At 56.6% G+C, this 17,809-nt stretch carries 13 protein-coding genes; 8 read left to right on the plus strand and 5 right to left on the minus strand.

Annotated elements, in window-relative coordinates:
* Positions 1-39: 39 nt before the first annotated feature.
* From cysC to LUN51_RS06375, 3 genes are all read right to left on the minus strand, one after another.
* Positions 40-666, minus strand: a complete 627-nt coding sequence (gene cysC, locus LUN51_RS06365; RefSeq protein ID WP_277810586.1) for an adenylyl-sulfate kinase — start codon at positions 664-666, stop codon at positions 40-42.
* 86 nt (positions 667-752) lie between these two features.
* Complete coding sequence (locus LUN51_RS06370) at positions 753-6,008, minus strand: FkbM family methyltransferase (RefSeq protein ID WP_277810587.1); 5,256 nt, start codon at positions 6,006-6,008, stop codon at positions 753-755.
* A 192-nt stretch (positions 6,009-6,200) separates the two neighbouring features.
* Positions 6,201-7,475 carry a FliC/FljB family flagellin gene (locus LUN51_RS06375; protein ID WP_277810588.1) on the minus strand — a complete coding sequence of 425 codons (1,275 nt, stop codon included), beginning with the start codon at positions 7,473-7,475 and terminating at the stop codon, positions 6,201-6,203.
* A gap of 268 nt (positions 7,476-7,743) precedes the next feature.
* Here LUN51_RS06375 and LUN51_RS06380 point away from each other — a divergent pair, with 268 nt between their 5' ends.
* The 8 genes from LUN51_RS06380 (at position 7,744) to LUN51_RS06415 (ending at position 16,359) form a co-directional block, all read left to right on the plus strand.
* Positions 7,744-7,986, plus strand: a complete 243-nt coding sequence (locus LUN51_RS06380; RefSeq protein WP_261507124.1) for a DUF2835 domain-containing protein — start codon at positions 7,744-7,746, stop codon at positions 7,984-7,986.
* Positions 7,987-8,068: 82 nt separating this feature from the next.
* A complete protein-coding gene (locus tag LUN51_RS06385; protein ID WP_097023593.1) occupies positions 8,069-8,347 on the plus strand; it encodes a transcriptional regulator in 279 nt (92 codons plus the stop codon).
* Positions 8,340-9,632, plus strand: coding sequence for a type II toxin-antitoxin system HipA family toxin (locus LUN51_RS06390; RefSeq protein WP_277810589.1), 1,293 nt, complete (start codon positions 8,340-8,342; stop codon positions 9,630-9,632). Before LUN51_RS06385 ends, LUN51_RS06390 begins: the two co-directional genes overlap by 8 nt.
* Positions 9,633-9,968: 336 nt before the next feature.
* Positions 9,969-11,474, plus strand: coding sequence for a COG3014 family protein (locus tag LUN51_RS06395; RefSeq protein ID WP_277810590.1), 1,506 nt, complete (start codon positions 9,969-9,971; stop codon positions 11,472-11,474).
* Positions 11,475-11,542: 68 nt separating this feature from the next.
* A complete protein-coding gene (gene lpoB, locus LUN51_RS06400) occupies positions 11,543-12,145 on the plus strand; it encodes a penicillin-binding protein activator LpoB (protein ID WP_277810591.1) in 603 nt (200 codons plus the stop codon).
* A 13-nt stretch (positions 12,146-12,158) separates the two neighbouring features.
* On the plus strand, positions 12,159-13,694 hold the full coding sequence (locus LUN51_RS06405; RefSeq protein WP_277810592.1) for a DUF6844 domain-containing protein: 1,536 nt from the start codon (positions 12,159-12,161) through the stop codon (positions 13,692-13,694).
* Complete coding sequence (locus LUN51_RS06410; protein WP_277810593.1) at positions 13,694-14,995, plus strand: CsgG/HfaB family protein; 1,302 nt, start codon at positions 13,694-13,696, stop codon at positions 14,993-14,995. Before LUN51_RS06405 ends, LUN51_RS06410 begins: the two co-directional genes overlap by 1 nt.
* Positions 14,996-15,351: 356 nt before the next feature.
* Complete coding sequence (locus LUN51_RS06415; RefSeq protein WP_431355565.1) at positions 15,352-16,359, plus strand: adenosine deaminase; 1,008 nt, start codon at positions 15,352-15,354, stop codon at positions 16,357-16,359.
* 626 nt (positions 16,360-16,985) lie between these two features.
* Here the strand turns inward: LUN51_RS06415 and LUN51_RS06420 are convergent.
* Both LUN51_RS06420 and flgM read right to left on the minus strand, forming a co-directional pair.
* Positions 16,986-17,438, minus strand: a complete 453-nt coding sequence (locus tag LUN51_RS06420; protein WP_277810594.1) for a flagella synthesis protein FlgN — start codon at positions 17,436-17,438, stop codon at positions 16,986-16,988.
* Between the two features lie 64 nt (positions 17,439-17,502).
* Complete coding sequence (gene flgM, locus LUN51_RS06425; RefSeq protein ID WP_277810595.1) at positions 17,503-17,793, minus strand: flagellar biosynthesis anti-sigma factor FlgM; 291 nt, start codon at positions 17,791-17,793, stop codon at positions 17,503-17,505.
* Positions 17,794-17,809: the final 16 nt, after the last annotated feature.

Here is a 17,809-nt window from a genome sequence, read left to right on the forward strand (position 1 = left end):
AGAAGGTCGATCCGGCATCACTGCGCCGGATCGGGTTCGTTACGCCTCATCGTGTGGCTGCACATCTGGCTGGGGAAAGTAGCCGTGGCTTTGTAGGTAGTGGACGACCTGCGTTGCTGAATCTTCCGGTGCTATGTCGTCATTCACGATATGCAGTTCGGGCGCTTCGGGTGGCTCATAGGGGGAGTCGATCCCCGTAAAGTCCTTGATTTGCCCATCACGTGCGCGCCGATACAGGCCTTTGGGATCACGCTGCTCACAGGTGGCAAGCGGGGTATCGATGAACACCTCGACGAAGTCGCCTGTCGTCATTCGCTTCCGCACGGCATTGCGGTCGGTACGGAAGGGGGAGATGAAGGCCGCCAGCGTGATCATGCCGGCATCGACGAACAGCCGCGACATCTCACCAATGCGGCGGATGTTCTCAACTCTGTCCTGGTCGGAAAAACCGAGGTCCCGGTTCAAGCCATGGCGCACGTTGTCGCCATCAAGCAGATACGTGCGCTTACCCATCGCGTGCAGCTTTTCTTCCACTAGACCGGCGATGGTGGACTTGCCCGAACCGCTCAGCCCCGTGAACCACAACAGGCATGCCCTATGGCCGTTGAGTAGCTCACGGTGGGAGCGGTGGGTTTTATGTGAATGCCAAACAGGCGCTTTTACCATACCTGCATGCCTCGCAAAATTTGATTGTTTTCAAGTCGATCTCCCGGGTATTAATTTGGTTATAGGGAAGCCTGAATGATGAGATTTTACCTATCCTCGAAACCAATACTTTCTAAAAGGTCAAAATCTTCTTTGTAAATCCTATATATAAGGCCCCTTGTTTCATCGTTCAAGAATGAGGTTGAGCTTGCCATTACCCCTTCTTCTTTATATATCTTATTAAGCTCATGCGAACTTTTTGTGTGAGCATTTGTTATCATTTTTGACTCTACTGATGATGTGTTTACACGTTTCCCAAAAAAGTGAAAGGCAGCTTCCTCTCCAATGATAGACTTCATTTCGCTCAGCAAGTTTTTCATTAAAATGACGTGGCTGTATGTTATTGGTAGCAAATGGCTTTTTTGTGTATAGGCGTGAGGGTCAAGTAAAGTAAAGCTATTGGATAAGTAGTTTTCGAGGAAGAATTTGAAGGTGCAGTCTTCTGGATCTACTCCAGTAACTTTTTTGAAGTTTTTGAAGATGTCCTCGTGACCGCTCCTTTGTATGAATTTATTTTTATATAGAGAGGCAATTCTTTCATACGGGTCACGTAAAACTGCCACCTGAAATTCTGTGTTTCTGGCTTCCTCTAGGTTTTTTATTTTATGGTGTTTCAGCATTGTCTCTATAGGGTTTCTATCAGAGGGAAAGCTGTGATTTGAATAGTGTTTAAACAGCTCTTTAAAGGCTGAGCATGCATTTTTCCTTATATATGTGTAAGCTATTTTGCTTCCATTTATATCTAAATGAAAACTGGGGGATGATGGGGAGTCTGTGCTGCCCCTATTGTCAAATGTTAGGGTTTCTTTATTAGTAACGTAAGAAGGTGTGAGTTGTTTACTCTCTAAGAAGAGGTCAATATTGAGAATGCTATGACTAGGGATGCCTGATTTTTCTCGTATGCTAACTGCCTCCCAGTAAGAGTCAATTATATTCTTGCCAGCCTTGTACCACTCGTTCTCACTTACTCTAAAGCTAACTCTGTAGTTAGATTTTGAGATAGATCTTATGATGTCTCCAGCTTTTTTCTTTCTTTTTTCATTTCTTTTAGGATCGTCTGCTATATAATTTTGGAAGTGAAGCTGCACGTAAAGAGATGGGTAGATTCGTTCTTCTTGGAAAAAATTCATTGCATCTTCAAGGAAAAGTATCTCAGCCCCTTCTATGTCAAGCTTTATGAAGTCATGGCTGTTGATGCTCCATTCCTTAGCTTTCTCCCTGAAAGGGTGCTTTGTTGTTTTTTCAAAGTTATTAATTTTTCTTTTTTTGTTTCCCCTCTCTATGCTTCTAAAAATAGAGGCTCCTGGGTCTGCTACAGCTTTGTGGTAGAAGTTAACTTCACCATGAGTATCAGCAATAGCTATGTTACGAACGACATAGCTTGAGGTTTTCTGGTTTATGCTAAGGTTTTCTTCCAATATCTTTGCAGTGGTAGGTGACGCTTCTACGGCTAATACATCAACATTGTGCTGAAGCGCTAAGATAGAAAAAACCCCAATGTTAGAACCGATATCAACAAACCTTTTTACTTCTTTTTGGCTTAGCTTTTTTGAAAACAGGTCCACTATGTCGTATTCATTCCATTGCAGAAGTTCTTTTACAATGTACTTCGGAGTGCTTTTGGAGAACCTGATATCGGAAAGCAGGTGTCTGCCCACACCATGAGTCTCACTTTGAAAGTCTACATACTTCAAGTGCTGAATTGTTCTTTTTGTTTGGAAGGGGGAGAACTGTCCGTAGTGAGCGGATACTGCCCTTATTTTGTCATCATTTCCTTTTTTGGTAATGTTATAATGCCAAAGTCCTTTGCTATCTTTACTTGGCCACTCAACCAACTGAAAGTTATAGTCGGATCGTTTTGCTTTAGCACCATTAAGCGAGGCCATCCAGTACAGCCAAATGTCATCCGCATCGGGGCACAGTTCCATGAAAAGTTCTGATTTGGTAACGTCTTCATGGAAAACGTGCGGCGGGTACATAACGCCCCCGCAGCCTGTAGGTACAATAAAACCATCAGCGGCTTCTTCAGGCCCAACCTGCCACTTCCAGCTGTGATAAGGAGCAGGATTTCCTTTGTTGTTGAAGCGCATTTTATGCGCTCTATGTGCGGTGACGGTTTTGTAGCTGCCGTCCCAACTGTCCACTAGTTTTAGTAGCCAGTCCGGTTTGTAATAGATATCATCGTCTGCGGTGACGATAAAGCTGTCGGGGTATTCTTCTAGGGTTGGGATGATCTTTTTGTAAGAGCGAAGGTCTTTACAGAACCGGATGTTTAAGCCGTATTTCTCAAGCTCCAATACATTGTCTGGGATGTCATTTTTCTCGTGCTCTGCGATCCAAAGTATCAAGAGGTCTGGCTGTGTCTCTTGCAATAATAAACTGCGCAGTGTCAGGTGCAGGTTGTTAAAACGTGCTTTGTAAGATGTAAGAGAAACAATCAGGCGTTCTGGTAATACATGGTTGCTTGCTATCGGTTTTATCTTCTCTTCTTCAAGGTATGTGGTGACGTCCTGGATGTTTTCAAAGACTTTCTTTTCTTGACGTTCTAGCGCAAGCATCCCTTCTTCGTAAAGGTAACTCTGGGAGTTTTCTTTATTGGTGTTGTATAAAAGGCTATATACTACATCCTTCACACCAAACACCGTATGTAGTAGAAACCCGAGTCGAGTCTTCTGGTTATTGCTTAACGAGGCCATGCGTTCATGGCTGGGCAGCAAAAGCGCATCCGCGCTTGTCAGCTCGGTAGCCTGACGTTGTGCCTCCGGCACCTCCTCGGGGAGGTGGCTGCGGTGTTGCGGTTCGTGCAGCCGATAAAACCGAAAACCGTTTCGACTTGCCCAGTGTTGAATTTCCGCCAGGTTGGGTTGGCCCTTGTGCGTGGGCTGAAAGGCGATCTTCACCTGGATCAGCAGGGTGTCTTTCAGCGCTTGGGTACCGTTGTCGAGAATTGCGGTAGCGTCGTTCAGGTCGTCCAGTACCAGCCAGTCGATGTCGGGCAGGCCTTGGATACTATCGAGCGCGACGGTATTGAGAGGTAGTTGGGTAAGTACCTGGCTGCCTTGGCGAATGGCCTCGGGTTGGTGTTCATTGCCCAGCGGCGCCAGGGTGGCGCTTAACTTGGGATCGAGGCAGGCATGCAGTTGGCCTGGTTGGCCGTCGCCCAATGTGGTGTTGGGATAGTAGTGAACGCCTGTGTGCTGCTTGAGCGAGGTATCCAGTGCTTGGCTGCTGGGGTCCAAAGCGATGAGCTCTAGCGCTTCACGCTGTAGTAGTTGGCGAATGACCGCGCTTTCAAGCAACTGACCACCGTTGTCCACAGCGATGAGCTTGCCTTCGAATTGCCACTGAAATTCCGAGTCGTCCTCGGGCGCCTCGGCGTAATGGATCTCTACCGGGGCGTCTTCATCTTCGAAGCGGGCTTCGCCTTCCTTGTTGAACGTGAGGGCTGCCGGCGCCTTGTCATCACAGTAACGCTGCCAGATGGCGCGCATGGCATCGGTGAAATGCTGAGCGAAGCGTGGGCCGTCACACACCGGGGATTGTAACAACACGTCGCGTAGGTGCTGGCGAATGGTACCCAGGCTTTCCAGGTCGCTGGCAAGCTCGATCACGCGGGCATGGTATTTTTCCCAGCTGTTGACCACCAGCTCCGGCATGCCGGCATGGACGAGATGTGTCGCGCTATGGCGGCCGGCGAAGGTCGGGCCGGGGAGCGTGACCACGGGCACTCCCATGATGAATGACTCGCAGGTCGTTAACCCGCCCGAGTAAGGCCAGGGATCGAGGGCGATATCCGCACGGTTGTAGGCGTCAAGCATCTCATAGTTGCTGCCCGGCCCTTCGATGATCAACCGCTCACGGGCGATGCCCTCAGCTTCAAGTGTGGTATACAGGCGCTCGCAGAAGCTCTCGCTGGTATAAGGACGCCCCTTGAGCAGTAACCGAGAATCGGGTAGTTCATGCATGATGCCTGCCCATTGCTTGAGCGTGACATCGTTGAGTTTAGTAGGGTTGTTAAAGCACGCTAGGGTAATATAACCGTTTTGCTTGGCCGGGAGCGTACTAAGTGCCGGCAGCTGTTCGGGGGGGGCGAAGACGATGTAATCATCCGGCATGCGGATGAGTTTTTCGGTGTAGTACTCGTCTTCGCCTTCGGGCGTCTCGACATGATCGCTGATCAGGTAGTCGATGGCTTGCACGCCCGTGGTATTGATAAGCCCGCCTACCCACTTGACGATTAGCGGCGCCGGTTGCATGGCAACTGCGCGCATTCTTGACCCAGTGTTGTGGCCCGAGAGGTCGATAAGAATATCGATTTCGTCGTCGTGGATCTGCTTAACAAGTTCATCATCATCTAGGTGACGAATAGGTTGCCAATGCTGTGCACAATGCTGAATACGTTTGGTGACAACGTCGACGGCATCGCTGGTGGTATAGCAATAAAGCTCGAACTGCCCCTTGGGGAGGTTCTCCAAGCATCGAGTGGTCATCTTGCCCACGGGGTGTTTTCGAAAGCCATCCGACAGCAAACCGAGGCGTAGTGCTTGTGCTGAGGCCGCATTAGGACGCTCTGGCCGTGGTGGCACAAGATGGCTAGCTGGCGCGAAACGTTCTTCCCAAGATTTAGCGAAGGCCATGATCTCTTCACGCGAGATTCTTGGGTCGTAGTGTAACGCTGTCAGATGGTTGGAATACGGGATTGGGTGACGGCCTACTGTGTTCGCCTGCTTATAATAGTTATAGGACTCGTTCAGGCGTCCTAGATCTCTCAGCATGTTGCCGGCATTATTCCAGAACGAGAAATCTCGAGGCACCATCTCGGTTAAACGGCGGTAAAGCTCGAGTGCTTCTTCGTAGCGGAATAGGCCGCTGAGGGCACTGGCTAGCGTATCAATGCTGGGGATGTGCTGGGGCGAAGCTTCATAGGCTTGCTGTGCATATTCCAGGCCTTGCTGAAATTCACTGCGATCAATATGAAACTTGGCGAGCGTCACACGCGCGAGTACCAGTGTCGGGTTACGTGCCAGCGCATCGTGCAAATGATGCATAGCGTCTTGTGTGCGGTTTTGATGATAGGCGATATACCCGAGACAGGCTTGTTGGTCGGCGTTTTCTGAGCGCAAGCCGTGTGCCTGTTCGAGGGCATCTCTGGCGTTCTCCCAGTCCTTTTGTTCAGCGAGTAGGCGCCCTAGTGCCAACCAGGTATCAGGGTCTGTTGGGTGGCGCTGGGCCTGCTTGCGAGCCTGCGCCAGGGTAAGCGCATTGTTAGCGCTGGCGTGATGTTGATTGCGTTTCTTGGACATAGGGATCACATGCTGATGATGGTCAATACCACCACTATAAAGCGGAACGTAACTATCAAAGGAAGGAAAAGCCCCCTAGAGAGCAAGCTTTTGCGATGTTTGTGGCGGGGCATGATGCAGAAGCATAAAAAGCGGGCCCCCTTGGGGCCCGCTTCATTATTACCACGTAGATTGTCGCTGAAGACTGGTGGATTAGCCCAGCAGAGACAGGGCGTTCTGCGGCAGCTGGTTAGCCTGGGACAGCACGGAGGTGCCGGCCTGTTGCAGAATCTGGTTACGCGTCATGTTGGAGACCTCATCCGCGTAGTCGGCATCTTCGATGCGCGAGCGAGCAGAGGAGAGGTTTGTCTCGGTGGTGCTCAGGTTAGTGATGGCCGAGTCGAAGCGGTTCTGCAGTGCGCCGAGCTCAGAACGCTGGCTATCTACGCTGCTAATCGCAGAGTCTAGAGACGCCAATGGGTCCACACTAACTTCGTCACCAGCAGTTGCTTCACCACTTGTAGCGATAGACACCATATTGTAGGTACCATCACCATTGTCTTGTAGGTATTCACCGGTACCGTTGCCTTCGGAATCGTTAATCTCGGTAAGATCAGTGCTATCCAGGTTAGTAGCAGTGTCGAGAGTAACGTCGGCTTGTACACTATCAACTGAACCACTTTGGGTATCGACGTCAGCAGAATCAACAGCTGTGCTACTATCGAAAGTTAAGCCACTAGCGTCGCTTGTGTCGACATTATAGTAGTTGCCGTCATCCGCTAGCGCTACGTAACCAGAGCCATCCGATTTCTCGTAGATGTTGCCTTCAGCCGAAACAGCCGTTGCACCACCGGTGCTACTATCTGTCAGATCGGCAATATCGGCAGTGTCAAAGCTGGCAGTAACGCTGGCCTCACCGTCAGAAACAGTGCTGCCGAAGTCTTCCGAGTTAACTGTTTTGTCTGTGACGTTGAAATCACCCAGTCCCAGCGTCTCGGAGTTGACTTCCTGAAGGTTCATGGTGATGGTCTGGCCATCTTCTGAACCAACCTGAATGTCCATTTCCTGGTCTTTGGCGAGGACATTGACGCCGTTGAAGCTGGTCTCTTCGGAAATACGGTCGATCTCGCCGAGGCGCGCGTCGATCTCGTCCTGGATGGAGGACAGGTCGGAGGCGCTGTTGGTACCATTTTCCGCCTTAACCGTCAGCTCCCGCACGCGCTGCAGGTTGTCGTTAACCTGGTTCAGGGCGCCTTCGGTGGTCTGGGCGACAGAGATGCCGTCGTTGGCGTTGCTCTGCGCCTGGCCAAGGCCGTTGATCTGGCTGCTCATGCGGTTGGCGATGGCCTGGCCGGCAGCATCATCCGCAGCGCTATTGATCTTCAAGCCTGAGGAAAGACGCTCCATGGACGTGGACAGAGCGTTCTGTGACTGGCTCAGGTTCTGCTGGCCGATCATGGCCGTGATGTTCGTATTGATCACTGACATGTGATGTTCCTTCCTCTCTGTTTGGGCTCCATTGGCCTGCCGTCGGTAATTCCGGGGCTTGCCACAACGGCGCCGTTGGCCGTTACCTCATTTATCGGCGCAGGGGGGATTTGCTTTAGGATGAATTGCAAATTTTTTCATGGGCCGTCGCTGGGTATACTAAGGCGCTTCTTCTATCCCCTGTCTATGTACATGGTCTTGAAGGCACACCTGTGGCCTGCATGCACATAAATAGTCAGCCCTGGCCCGTTGGGAGCGCCTGCCTACCATGCCGTCGTTGGATATCATGCTCGATCTATCACTTGAGACGTGTCGCTACCATTACGAAGGCGCCATGCAAACCGTGATCGCCACCAGCGTGGATGGGCGCCGGGTGAGCTTCCCCGCCACGGCACTGCGCCGCATCGTCACGCCGGATGGCGCGCACGGTGTGTTTAGGTTGACGTTCAGTGAGGAGGGCAAGTTCATGTCGATGGTGGCGGTAAGGCGTTGGGAGGGGAGTGATACGTAAGCGCTATGATGGATATTATAGTATCTATAAAGGCGATAATTGTGCCACTATGGATAATATAGGGTCTTTTCTGGAGTGACTTATGCGACTGTCACTGAGCACGGCGGCGGACGTACAAGAGGAACTGGCACAGGCTGTGCGCGCTCGCCGCCGGGAATTTAAATGGTCTCGCCAGCGCCTGGCGGAACAAAGCGGCGTGCCGGCCCCCACGATCAAGAAATTCGAGACGACAGGGCAGATCTCGCTGCGCCAGTTTCTGCTGCTATGGCAGTGTGTCGACCGGCTGGAACGTGTCTCCGCACTAGCCGAGACGCCGACACAAACGCCCCGCAGCATCGAAGAGGTGCTTTCTGATGAGTGAGTTTCAGCCCGTGCGGCAACTGGAGGTCGTTCGCCGCTTGCAACAGGGCGGTGAATGTCGAGTCGGTATGCTGGCCCAGAACAGCAAGGGCGTGTTCTTCCAGTACGATGCTGCGTACATCGAGGACTACCACAGCCTGTCGCCTTTTCAGTTGCCTTTCGATACCCAGCTGCATCCGGCACCGGCGTCTCCTCATCATGGCGTTCACGGTCTTTTCGCGGATTCCCTGCCTGATGGATGGGGATTGATGCTCATGGATCGCGTTTTCCGACAACATGGCATAGCTCCAAGGCAAGTGACCGCGATGGATCGCCTGGCCTATGTCGGCGACCGAGGTATGGGGGCGCTGCGTTTTCGTCCGCTATCGCCTTACGTTCATCAGCAGGGCGATCATTGGGTTGATATCGGCCGACTGGGCGAAGAAGCCAGACAGTTGTTCGAAGGACAAACCGAAACGGTTCTTGAGGCGCTTGCTGAAGCGGGAAGTTCCGGTGGTGCGCGGCCGAAAGCGCAGCTTTATTTCGCATCGGATTCGTCAACGCACGCTAGTACCCAGCCACAGGAGGGCCTTTCACCTTGGCTGGTGAAATTCACGTCATCGTCGCTCTCGCTCGGTCATGAGGAAGGCCTTTGTGAGGCGGCTTATCTCTCGATGGCGGCAAGCGCGGGAATCGATGTGCCCGAATGGCGCTTGCTGACGCCTCCCGCTGCGTCGGCGGCGGAGGCTTGGCTCGCCACCAAACGGTTCGATTGCGCCACGGAGGATGGGCAAGGGCGCTATCACTTGCATAGTGCCTGTGGGTTGCTGGATGCGGATTTCCGCTTGCCATCACTGGACTACGAAGACTTGATAAAGGCGGGCCAGGTGCTATGCGGCAGCCCCCGGGTGGGCCAGGCGTTGTTTCGGCGGGCAATCTTCAATCTTCTTGCCGTCAATCAGGATGACCACAGCAAGAACTGGGCATTTCTCATGGGCGATGCGGGTCAATGGTCCTTGGCACCGTTTTATGATGTCACGTTTAGCCCGAGCCCTTTCGGAGAGCATGCCACGGCGTATTGCGGTCATGGTAAGCGGCCTCCGTGCCGGGTTGTACAACGGCTCGCCGAGCAAGCCGGGTTCGCTCGCTGGTCGCAGGCACGTCGCGTCATCGAAGAGGTGATGGAAGGTGTTCAGCAGTGGGGTCAGGTATCGGATGAGCTTGGCGTATCTCGCGACACGCGCCAGCTTATACAAAAGGCGCTGAATGACACCCATGGGTACGCAAAGACGCTTGTGGCCCATTGACTGTGCTTCCTAATCTAAGAAGGTACCGGTCAATCCGGTATGACCAAGACATCGTCGAAGCGTTTCGGACGACCGGCCCCGCCTGATTTCAGGTGGGGCTTTCTTCCCCCGATGTGCGCACAGCTGTTGCGCTCATGGCAATCTGTATGTGCCCAAGCCACTGACCGGCGACGTTTTTTCTCTCCCTAAAGGTAAAGTTTTATTAGCCCTTGCCGACATTTATAGGGGCGGTGCGTTATGCCGCCGCTGGGCGCGAGGTCTCCATGGCCTTGCGTCGCGATGAAATAAATGACGAATAACACGCCTGTGGCAACAGGCAGTAGGCAAGGGACTTTCATGAAAACGATAACGCGAGGGGTCGTGCTGGCGCTGCTGGCGGCGAGCGTGACGGGGTGCGCCTCGTACAAGCATCGCAATCAGATGGAGGCGTTCAATACGTCTTATGTGGCGGGGGATTATCAGGCGGCGATCGAGGCGATGGCGCCGTCTTCCCTGATGCCCGGCGAGCCCGACCAGGACGAGCAGGTACTGGAGCTGCTGCACCAGGCGGAGGCCTATCGCCTGGCGGGGGAGCCGCAAGCGGCCATCGATCTCTACGATCAAGCCGAGGCGGGCATGAAGCTCAACGACACCGACAACTTGGCCGAGAAAGGGGCGGAGAACGCCCTGGCGGTGCTGGTCAATGATGCCCAGCGGGATTACCGGCCGATGCTTGCCGAGGCGGTGCTGGTGAATACTTATAAAGGCCTGGCGTTCTTGCAGTTGGGTAACGATGCCAACGCGCGGGTTGAGTTCAACCGTGCCGATGATCGCACGCGGCGGGCGGTGGCTGCTTTCGCTGAGGAAATTGCCGAGCAAAAGGCGGCACTCGAGGAGCAAGCGGCGTCCGATGCCAACCGCGAGCAGCAAGCCATTCAGCAAAGCCTCGATAGCGAAGCGCTACACGAGAGCGTCGCCCAGCAATACGGGGCCCCCTCGCAGTGGGGTGTTTACCCTGAATTCATCGTGCCCTCGGCCACCTATCTGCATGGGTTGTACTTTCTCGCCAGTGGCGAAAGCGGTGACATCGACCGTGCCGCGACCTCGCTCTCGCGCGTGGCGGCGATGTCCCCCGAAAGTGAGCCGCTCGCCGCGGATGCCGAACTAGCGCAGGCGATTGCCAGCGGTGAGACGAGCCGTGAGCGCATGGGGCAACGGGTCTGGGTGGTCTATGAAAATGGCCTGGGCCCGGTCGCCGAGGAAAGGCGCCTTGATGTGCCGTTGCTGCTTTTTCATGGCAATACCCAAGCACCCGCCTATACAGGCATCGCCTTGCCCGACTATGCCGATCGCCACGCGGTGGGCGATGCGCTGTCGCTGGTCGATGCCCAGGGACAGCGTTACGCCCCCGAGTCGTTCGCCTCGATGGGCAAGGTCGTGCAGACCGAGATGCAGTCACGCTTTCCCGCCATTCTGGGGCGCTCGGTGGCCTCGGCGGTGGTGAAGGCGCTGATGCAAAACGAGGCGACCGAACGCCTGGGCGTGGCCGGCCAGTTGGGCTCAGCGGTGCTCACGGCGATGACCACGCAAGCCGACCTGCGTAGCTGGCAGGCGACGCCGGATCATTGGGAAGTGGCGCGTTTCGCGCGGCCGGCATCGGGAGAGTTGACGCTCGAGACACCGTCGGGGCCACTGGGTGATCTGAGCCTGCCGGATTGGCCCTACACCCTGGTGTATATCAAGCGCCCCAGTGCCCAAGGGCCGACCGAAGTGTCGTTGATCGACCTGCAAGGCGAACACGAAGGCACGCAATACCGTATGGATGGAACGGAAACCAGCTCGCTGGTGGCCGACGCCACCTGATTTTGAGGGAAGACGCCCCTCGCAGAGGGGCGCTTTCTAGCGTTATCTAACCTTTGAAGGAATGCTTGATGAAAACGTTGTTATGTCTTGTGAGTGTGGTCGCACTGGGATTGGCGGGGTGTGCGGCGCCGACGCGTTATGTCGACCCCGATAACGATCAAGGCGCGGTCTCGATGCAGCTCGATTACCGTGACTTTGCCAGCGCCGCCGACGAGGCGGTGGCCTCGATGCTGGCCAGCGGCGCGGTGGATAATCCCGCCGGCGGGCGTTATGTGCTGGTGGTGAGCCGCATCGTCAATGACACCATGCAGCGCCTGGATACCGACCAGCTGGTGAAGAAGATTCGGGTGCAGTTGCTGCGCTCCGGCCGTGTGGTGACGACCACGGCGGTGGGCATCGACGGGCCCGAGGATGAGATGAACCAGCTCACGCGCACATTGCGGGATTCCGAGGAGTTCGACCAGCGCGGAGTAGAAAAGAAGGGCACCTTGCAAGCGCCGGACCTGAGTCTTTCCGGCAAGATTCTCCAGCGCAATCGCCGCGTGGCGGATGAGCAGCAGGTGGAGTATTACATGCAGCTGACATTGACCGACCTGAGTAGCGGCTTGGCGCTGTGGGAAAACGAAACGCAAGTCATCAAGCGGGGCTCCGATGCCTCGGTGGCATGGTAAAAGGAGCCTTCTCATGAGCATGTTGTCGTCTACGTCACCGTATAAAGGATCGTACAAGCCGCTGGTCGCCGCCGTTGGCTTGGCCTGTTTGGCGCTGGCGCCGATGAGCGCGTTCGCGCAGTCGGATGATGCCGGTTCTGATACGACGTCCGGCTCGGCAGGCGCGCCCGAGGCGTCATCGCAGGAGGCGTCTGCGTCCACCGCGACACCCTCGACCGCAGATTCTTCCACCTCAGGTTCTTCCGCTACCACTTCCCAGGAAGAGTCGCCATCGCCGTTCATGGCGGTGGAAGAAGTGTCGAACAGCAACGAGCTGATCCAGCGCTTTCTCGAGCAGCGGGGCTGGCAGCAAGGGCCGCATGCCGGCAATCCGAGTGGTGGCAATCTGGTCGTGGCGACGGAGAGCATCGCGGCGGACCCATCGACGATCGAATTCAGCCAGGCGCGCTTGATCGCTACCGAAGAAGCCTTCCTCAAGGCGATGGGGGAGCTGGTCTCGCAGGATGCCGTGAACGTCGGCAAGACCATGGCAGACCGCTTCATGAAAGATGGCCTGCCCGAGGAAGTCAAAGACACCACTGGCTTGGACGCCTTGGGCGAGGCCGTGGCGAGTCGCCTGGCCGAGAGCTCGGTGCAGGCCCTCAACAAGGCCATCGAGGAGCTGGGTGGCGACCCCAGTCAGCTACCGCAGCTCAATATCGCCGAGCGAAAGCAACTGCTGTATGACGAGTTCGTGACCAGTACGACTTGGCAGGCGATGGGCCAGCTCTCGGGCGTTGGCGTTTTCGGGTTGGTGGAAGAAACCGGGGGCGATGGCCCGGTGAACAACGGTTCGGTAAGCATCGTCGTAGTGCAGTCGCCGCGCTTCAGCGAGTTGGGTCGCCAGCTGCGTAATGGCGGCGGGGCCCCTGCCCAGGCGTTGCCGGTGGCCTCGGTGATGGAGGATTTGCGCCCCATGCTTGATGCCGGCACGCCGATGCTGGGGCTGTTCGGTGTTCAACCGGTGGTCAAGGATGGGCGCTTTGGGTTGATGTCGTTCGGCATGAGTGCGCCGGCGCTGGTGCGCGGCACCATGGAAGAGTACGAGATTAACGCCGAGATGGAGGCAGCGCGCCAGAGCGCCAAGCTGATGGCGGATGGCTGGCTGGCGCAGTTCGCTACGATGACGGTGCAGGGCCAGAAGGAAAGCAGCAAGCGCAAGCTGCGCGAGCAGGTGCGGGAAACACGTGGCGATGGCACGTCGCGCATTCTGACCCAAGAAGGCATCGGCCGCATGGTGCGCAATGTCATGCGTTCGGAATCGCAGGCCAACCTGAAGGGCGTGCAGACCATCGGCCAATGGAGCACTCCCGATCCGCAGACCGGGCATCCGTATCTGGGTTACGTCAAATACTGGTCGCCGGGCACGGCAGCGAGTGCCGAGGCGCGCATGGAAGCGCGTAATAACCCGGGTAGCGATGGCGCGGCGTCCACGTCTGGCGCGTCTTCGGAAGATAGTACGACGACGCCCGAGAGTTCGCGTTCCACTGGCTCGTTCGGGGAATGGTAATGACGTACGCACAGGGAAGCGCATGGCGCGTGTGGCTGCTGATCGTCGCTGGCGCGCTGGCGTGGGCGATGCTGGCCGCGCCGGCGTGGGGCGGCGTCGAGATACGCCAGGTCGAGGCGAAATCAACGGGGGCCACGCGTGACGAGGCGATTTTCAATGCCTTGGGCGAGGCCGTGCGTCAGGTGCATGGCGCTAAAGTCGACGCCAGCCGCGAGATTCGTCGCTCCATGCAGCGTACCTCGGTGCGTGACGAGCAGGGGCATTCGACCACCGTCGAGCAGTCGTCGCGCTACGACAGCGGCACCCGCGTTGAAAGCCAGGGGCTGATCAGCGGCTATGAGGTGCTGGGCGTGTCGCCGGCCATGGGTGGCGGGCAAATGGCGCATCTTCGTGTGAAGGTGCCGGTCTACCGTGCGCCCGGCACGGCGGCGCAGTCCAATCGCCAGCGCTTGGCCGTTTACCCGGTGGAGATCGACGCTGACCGGTTGCGTCTGACCGGTGAGCGCCTGGCGCCGGGAGATGCTTCGCGGCGACTGACGCAGTCTCTGGTGCGGGCGTTTGTCGGCTCGCGGCGCTTCTCCGTGCTGGATCGTGACATGCGCGATGCCATCGAAGCCGAGCAGCGTTTCGTGGCCTCGGGGCAAGTCCCGCTTGAGCAAAAAGCCATGTTGGGGCGCAACCTGGGCGCAGACTATCTGGTCACGAGCCGCCTGACGGGAATGGACATGGCACTCAAAACAGTGACCAACCCGGTTTCCGGCGAGCGCTCCCAAGAAGCCACCGGCGCCGCGACGTTGGAAGCGCGGGTCGTCGTGCCGGCGACGGGCCAAGTCATGTGGAGCGAGACGCTGAATGTCTCGCTGGATGATCTGGGAATCGCGTCGAGTTCGGGGGATTTCACGCAGCAGGTGTTCGATGCCTTGGGGAGCGAGCTGACCTTCCGCGCGTTGAACGTGATCTACCCGCTGCGAGTCGTGGAAAGCAATGGCGATGAAATCGTGCTCAACCAGGGCGGCGCCATCGTCAAGGCCGGGCAGCGCTTCGGCGTGTTCGATATCGGCAAGCGTTACACCGATCCTTATCACGGCGAAAGCCTGGGCCCGCGCGAGAACTGGACGGCGGACGTCGAGATCACCCGGGTCACGGATAAGATCGCGCATGCACACATCATCAAAGGCCAAGTCGAAGGTGATGGCCAAGTGCTACGTCGCACCGCCACTGGAAAGGAAGCAAGAGAGTCGGAGCGCGCGGCCCAGCGCGGTACGCGTGAGAGCGTGTGCTTACCGATGGACCCGTGCTGAACGAGAACGGACGATACCCGCAACGCGCATGAAAACCGAGGCACCGCCTCGGTTTTTTATGCCGGGGCAGCTTGGGTGTTGTAACGGAACATGCAGGCTACCCACGATCGCGCCGAGGCGAAAGCGAAAGAAAAAACCACATCGAAAGATTCGCTCAGACCGCGTAAGTCTCGGCATAGGCCTGCGCCGGGCACTTAATCGGTCGTGCCAATACGTAGCGGAGCGTTGTTGTCAGATGGTCTAACGGTGCATCGCTGTCAGATGGTGGGCGTCGGTGGCCACGCATGGTGCCATTGGCATCCAGTTAATCCTTGATGCATCCTTGACCGAACGGACAGCATGAGGTGACAGACACGATGACGACGAGCGAAACGGCGATGACGACTTGGCTGCGCGAACTTCCCAAGGCGGAGTTGCATCTGCATATCGAAGGCACGCTGGAGCCGGAGCTGATGTTTGCCCTGGCGGATCGCAATGACGTGACGCTGCCATACGATTCGGTGGAGGCGGTGCGCGCGGCGTACGATTTCGAGGATCTGCCGTCGTTTCTGAATTTGTATTATCAAGGCATGGGTGTGCTGCATACGCAGGCGGATTTCTTCGACCTGGCGATGGCGTATTTTGCCCGCGCGCGGGAAGACGGTGTAGCGCATGTCGAGCTGTCGTTCGACCCGCAGGCGCATTTGGTGCGCGGCGTGCCGCTCGAGGCGCCGTTCGAGGGGTTGCTGGCGGCGTGCCGCGAGGCCGAGTCGCGTTATGGGATTTCCTCGGCACTGATCATGAGCTTTCTGCGCGATCGTGACCCCGCCGAGGCGTTGGAGGTGTTCGAACGAGCGGCGCCTTGGCATTCGGTGGTCGACGCGGTGGGGCTGGATAGCGCCGAGCGCGATCATCCCCCGGGGCGGTTCGCCAAGGTGTTCGCACGGGCGCGGGCGTTGGGCATTCCCGGCGTGGCGCATGCGGGGGAGGAAGGCCCTGCCACGTATATTCGCGAAGCGCTGGAGACGCTCGATGTGTGCCGGGTCGACCACGGCGTGCGTTGCCTGGAAGACGCCGACCTGGTGGCGACGCTGCGTGAGCGCCAAATACCCCTGACGGTGTGCCCGCTTTCCAACGTCAAGCTCAAAGTTACGCCCACGCTCACCGAGCACCCGCTGCCCGCCCTGCGCGAGGCGGGTTTGAACGTTACCCTCAACTCCGACGATCCCGCCTATTTCGGCGGCGGCATGCTGGATAACTACGTTGCCTGTCACGATGCCTTCGGCTGGACGCGAGATGACTTCATCGACATGACCTGCAATGCCGTGCAAGCCGCCTTCATGGCTGAGGAAAGGCGCGAGGCGCTGCTGGAACGGCTGGCTTGATTTCTAATACCAAACGTCTTTAACGAAAAAAGCCCCATCCAAACGGATGGGGCAAAGCTTTGTACGCAGAGAAGAGGCCGTTGGGATGCAGCTTCATCTCACTGCGTATACTACTCGGATATAGGCCATACCCTAACGATGAAATAGTGCCAATAATCTACGTTAATCTTTGTAAGTAGTTGTATTGCAGCGATGAAGACAACGTGGTGGTGGCGTGGGCGGTCGGCGCTGGTAGTGCGTGGTATGTCGCGGCCGGTGCAAAGGCGGCATGTGAGCGCGCGTTTGCTTTGTGGAGTCGGTGGGTAGCGCGAGGCGAATTAGCAGTAGGCTTAAGGCAACGGCGACAATGTCCATGGCAGCCCCCATTAGACGATGAGCATGCCGTTAGTATGGTTCAAGTCGTGAGGTTTCTCATGCCTGTACACACGGCGAGGGGGAGGAGACTTTAGGCATTGTCTGAAAACTGTCTGCGCTCGGCCATACTGCGTTAAAAATCAGCTCAAAATGCTCATTTACACCCCGTAAACTCCGCCTTTTCGCTGATTTTTGCCTTGTCTGACCTTCGCTCGTCGACTTTTCAGACAGCGCCTAGTAGTGCTTGGTACAGAGTGAGGTTGCCCGTAACGCTATACGCGGGAGCTGATGCGGTTGAGTCCCTTGTGGCGTGAGCGCCCGTCGGCTTCGTACATCGTGCTGCCTGCGGCTTCCTTCAGGAAGTTGAGCATGCGCTGGTTCTGTTCCATGCGGTTCATGGCCAGCAAGCCGTTGATGCGGTTGAGCTGGCGCGCTTCTTCACCGGTGCTGCGCAGCTGATGCCAGCTGTCTTGTCGCTGTACCTCGGTGGCAGCGCGCTCGGCGCTTTGACGGCTTTCGCCGTGGCCTTGTTCATGCAGGAGCCGGCGGCGTTCGGTGTCGAGCGTTTCCAGTTCAGCGGCGACCTGGGACTTCGCCTCGGCGAGGCGTTCCAGCTCGGGACCATCGACCTCGCCCTGGGACAAGGACTGCCGTTCCTCGCGCAGCAAGGTGACAAAGCGCTGCATGGCGTCGAGTTGGCGGTCCAGGGTTTCGGCGAGCGTCATAGTGGCGTCCCATCCATCCTTTGGTTTTGTGCCGGTGTTAGGCCGGCGTGTATTCGAACCGAGATTAGCGGGCCGACGTGTCGCCGAGCATGTCGCGGACACTGTCGATCAAGCCATCAGCGATCTTGCCGGTGTCGAGTTCCATCTGGCCATCGCTGATAGCCTGGCGGATCTCGTCGACACGAGCGGTGTCGATGTCCTGGCTGGTGTCAGCTTCATTGCTTTGACTCAGCGTGGTGGTGCTGGCCGGCGCATCGGCTTGCGCGGAGTCACCACCGCGAGGTGTGCGCTGGGCGGCGTCACTCTGCTCAGTCTGGGCGGCCTGAGTCGGCGGATGTAGGTTGGAAATTTTCACAATTGGGCTCTCTTGC

The sequence above is a fragment of the Chromohalobacter canadensis genome (genome assembly GCF_029544075.1).
GTDB classification, from domain to species: domain Bacteria; phylum Pseudomonadota; class Gammaproteobacteria; order Pseudomonadales; family Halomonadaceae; genus Chromohalobacter; species Chromohalobacter canadensis_A.